The organism is Dolichospermum sp. UHCC 0259 (assembly GCF_009711935.1).
In the GTDB taxonomy this organism is placed as follows: domain Bacteria; phylum Cyanobacteriota; class Cyanobacteriia; order Cyanobacteriales; family Nostocaceae; genus Dolichospermum.
In genome coordinates this window covers 1-3,271 of the sequence record NZ_VIKX01000109.1, presented here as the reverse complement: position 1 = coordinate 3,271, position 3,271 = coordinate 1, and the positions used below count along the sequence as shown (strand labels likewise).

At 41.4% G+C, this 3,271-nt stretch carries 5 protein-coding genes; all 5 read left to right on the top strand.

The window, feature by feature from the left end; translation table 11 throughout:
- Positions 1-461: 461 nt before the first annotated feature.
- The 5 genes from FJR05_RS08640 (at position 462) to FJR05_RS08620 (ending at position 3,220) form a co-directional block, all read left to right on the top strand.
- Positions 462-1,832 carry an AAA family ATPase gene (locus tag FJR05_RS08640; protein ID WP_217385555.1) on the top strand — a complete coding sequence of 457 codons (1,371 nt, stop codon included), beginning with the start codon at positions 462-464 and terminating at the stop codon, positions 1,830-1,832.
- Positions 1,825-2,307, top strand: coding sequence for a hypothetical protein (locus tag FJR05_RS08635; RefSeq protein WP_168643724.1), 483 nt, complete (start codon positions 1,825-1,827; stop codon positions 2,305-2,307). The genes FJR05_RS08640 and FJR05_RS08635 overlap by 8 nt, the downstream gene beginning before the upstream one ends.
- 35 nt (positions 2,308-2,342) lie before the next feature.
- Complete coding sequence (locus FJR05_RS08630; RefSeq protein ID WP_168643723.1) at positions 2,343-2,555, top strand: hypothetical protein; 213 nt, start codon at positions 2,343-2,345, stop codon at positions 2,553-2,555.
- Positions 2,556-2,624: 69 nt separating this feature from the next.
- A complete protein-coding gene (locus FJR05_RS08625; RefSeq protein WP_168643722.1) occupies positions 2,625-2,921 on the top strand; it encodes a nucleotidyltransferase family protein in 297 nt (98 codons plus the stop codon).
- 26 nt (positions 2,922-2,947) lie between these two features.
- Positions 2,948-3,220 carry a hypothetical protein gene (locus FJR05_RS08620; protein WP_254446872.1) on the top strand — a complete coding sequence of 91 codons (273 nt, stop codon included), beginning with the start codon at positions 2,948-2,950 and terminating at the stop codon, positions 3,218-3,220.
- Positions 3,221-3,271 lie beyond the last annotated feature (51 nt).

The following is a 3,271-nucleotide window of genomic DNA, read 5'->3' as shown; positions in this document are numbered from 1 at the left end:
CATCTCCATTTATTTCCAATTTCATGATTGAAATTTAAAATCTATCTTTGCTGTGACAACTATTTACACTTGTAAATATCCAAATAAACAAGTGGATTATTCTGGTGATATAGCAATCAGATTTGAGTTATTATAGCTGGCGAGGCGTAGCCATATTGAATGATAAAACAGGCAACAAAAGGCATTCACATTTTATTTAGAATTACTATAGCAATTCCCATTTAAGTGAGGTATGAGCAAAAAAAATTAACCGCAGATGGAAAAGGATGAGCGCAGATAAACACAGATAAATTTGTACCCCGTTAGACTAGGAAATGCTATATATGCTTATTCATACTCAATAAAGCAGTAAAAAAGTACAAAGTTAAACAGGAGCAACAAGAGCGAATACTGACGAATATATTTGCGTAATCTCCTCTTTGCTTCACTATAAAATCGAGCATTTAGAGGAAAATTGTAAGATGAGTGCCATGCTAACCGAATTTACCCTCGCCAACTTTAAAAGTTACAGTACAAGCGGAACTCTGAACAGTTCGGCAGGCTCAATGTCCCACCTGTCGAAGAGCCGATTGCCTCTAGGATCTTTGACTGTCCTAATAGGAGCTAATGCCGCAGGTAAAAGTAACGCCCTGGAAGGTTTGCGCTTTCTGTCATGGCTGGCACAAGGGCAAAAACTCTCCAGCATTCAATATGCGGTGAATAGTGCAGAACGTGTTGTACGCGGTCGAGTCAATGATTTGTGTCATCGGGGAGAATCAAGTTTTACCATCGGTTGCCGTTTAGACTCAACAGAGTGGAACGAACTCAATATAACCCTCAATGTGCGTGATGGAGAACTGCATATCAGTAGCGAACGAATTATTGACTCGACAAATCCAGTCCCGCTATATGAGCTAAATCAGCCTTCTGAAGGGATAAATACTGATGTTAGTGTGGCATATAACAATTTTACCAAAGGAAAGAACAAGCCACGAATAACGTGTAGTGATCAAACGGCTATCTTTGTGCAATTAGACAGCCCTGCCCGTTTTGATGCCAAATATGAAAATTCCCAAAAGATAATTCCGGAGACAGTCCGCGAATATCAACGAGTCTTACAGAATATCCTGTTTCTAGATCCCGTTCCCGCCAAAATGCGCGAGTACAGCTTCAAATCTGATAAGCGATTACAAGAAGATGGTACTAATCTGTCCAGCGTTCTCTATCGCTTGTGGGAGAACCAACCCAAAAATCAACAGGCAATTCTCAACTTTATCCAAAGTTTACCAGAACAGGCTATAGATGGGCTAGATTTCCTTGTTGGGCCACGAGATGAAGTCATGGTGCGACTAGCGGAAACTTTTGGTAATACCCATCGCTATTGTGAAGCCGCATTATTATCAGATGGCACATTGCGGGTATTAGCGATCGCAGCAGCTATGCTATCGGCAACTGAAGGAAGTTTGGTAGTTATCGAAGAAATTGACAACGGCGTTCATCCCAACCGTGCCAAGCATCTACTGTCTAGCATCCGAGATATCGCCGAGCGGCGTAAATTACGAGTGCTGCTTTCCACACACAACCCAGCCCTAATGGATGCTTTACCCGATGCTGCTTTAGGCGATGTAGTCTTTTGTTTCCGAGATCCAGAGGAAGAGAATCAAGGAAATAGTCGCCTGATCAGGCTTGGGGATATGTATGATTTCCCCAGTCTCATATCGCAAGGACCATTAGGACAACTGGTAACTGCTGGAGTAGTGGATAGGTTCGTTAAGTCACCGCACACACCTGAAGACAGAAAACAGCAAGCACTGGCCTGGCTGTCTCGTTTGCAGGAGTACGACAATGAGTAGTATTTGTCTGATTGATACCAGCATATTCCTGGAAATACTTAACGTTCCCAACTATAATCAACATAGAGCATCAGTTCTCGAAGATTTTCAGACCTATGCTCAATCTGGCTGTACTTTTCTGTTGCCTATGGCGACGATACTCGAAACAGGCAACCATATTGCCCAAAACGGCGACGGCACAATGCGAAGGATAACAGCCTTACGTTTTGTTAAAGCAGTTAAAGAAGCATTCACAGGTGAAGCTCCCTGGCGAACTACTACATTCCCAAACACAACAGAGATAATGTTATGGATTGACCAGTTCCCGGAGTTGGCTGGTAAAAACAAAGCTCCCGATAAACAAGAAGGAACAAGCTTCGGGGATCTCAGCATCATTGAAGAATTTAATAAATCGTGTAAACGTTTCCCCATGAGTGAAGTATTTATCTGGTCACTAGACAGAGATTTACAGAGCTATCATCAAACGCCAACATGAGCCAGTAGTAGACTAGCACTAGCAAAGGAGGCAGTATGGCAACAATTACCATTCGCAATATATCTGATGAGTTGCTTGAGCGCATTAAACGCTTGGCGGCACAAAAGGGGATTTCGATGGAGCAAGAAGTCAGTGATTTGTTGCAAAAACGTTATGGGCAACGGGATGAAGTGCTTGCTCGTATTCGTCAACGGGCGGAGGTATTACCGATGGAAGCAGAAAGTCGGGTGCAGTCTTGGAAGGGATGAAAAAATTGCAAGCAAGGCGGAAATAATTGTGTTTGTTAAGATTAAATTAACTGTGGCTGACGATAAAATATGATAAAAAGTATTCATGAAATTCGACAAGTTTTATCACTACAAAAGCAATCTCTCTGTGAAATTTATCAAATTACAGAAATTGGGATCTTTGGTTCTTATGCTAGGGGAGAGGAAACGGAAGCAAGTGATATAGATATTTTGGTTGATTATAAAACAGCGCCTACTTTTATTATGTTGGTGGAACTTAGGGATTATTTAAGTCAGTTGTTTGGCTTGAAGGTGGATGTTGTTACTAAGAATGGGCTTAAACCCCGGATTCGTGAGCGTGTTTTAGCTGAGGCAATTTATATATAATTTATATTACCGAAGAGCAAAAAATTATGCAAATTACTTTAGACATACCTGATGAAATGGCGCGAAATTTAGAATCTCGCAAGGAAGATTTACCCCAAATTTTGGCTTTAGGATTGCGAGAAATTAGTGCTAATCCGGCGACAGGTTTTTCTGGACTAACTGAAGTTTTAGAGTTTTTGGCAAAGTTACCGTCTCCTCAAGAAATTTTAACTCTCCGTCTTTCTCCTATGGTTCAGGCTGAAATTGAATCTCTTTTAGACAAAAATCGTCATCAAGGTTTAGATGAAAGCGATCTGTAGTTTTTCACTCTCCCCCCACTTTCGAGAGTTTATAGGGTAGGTAGAAGTAGG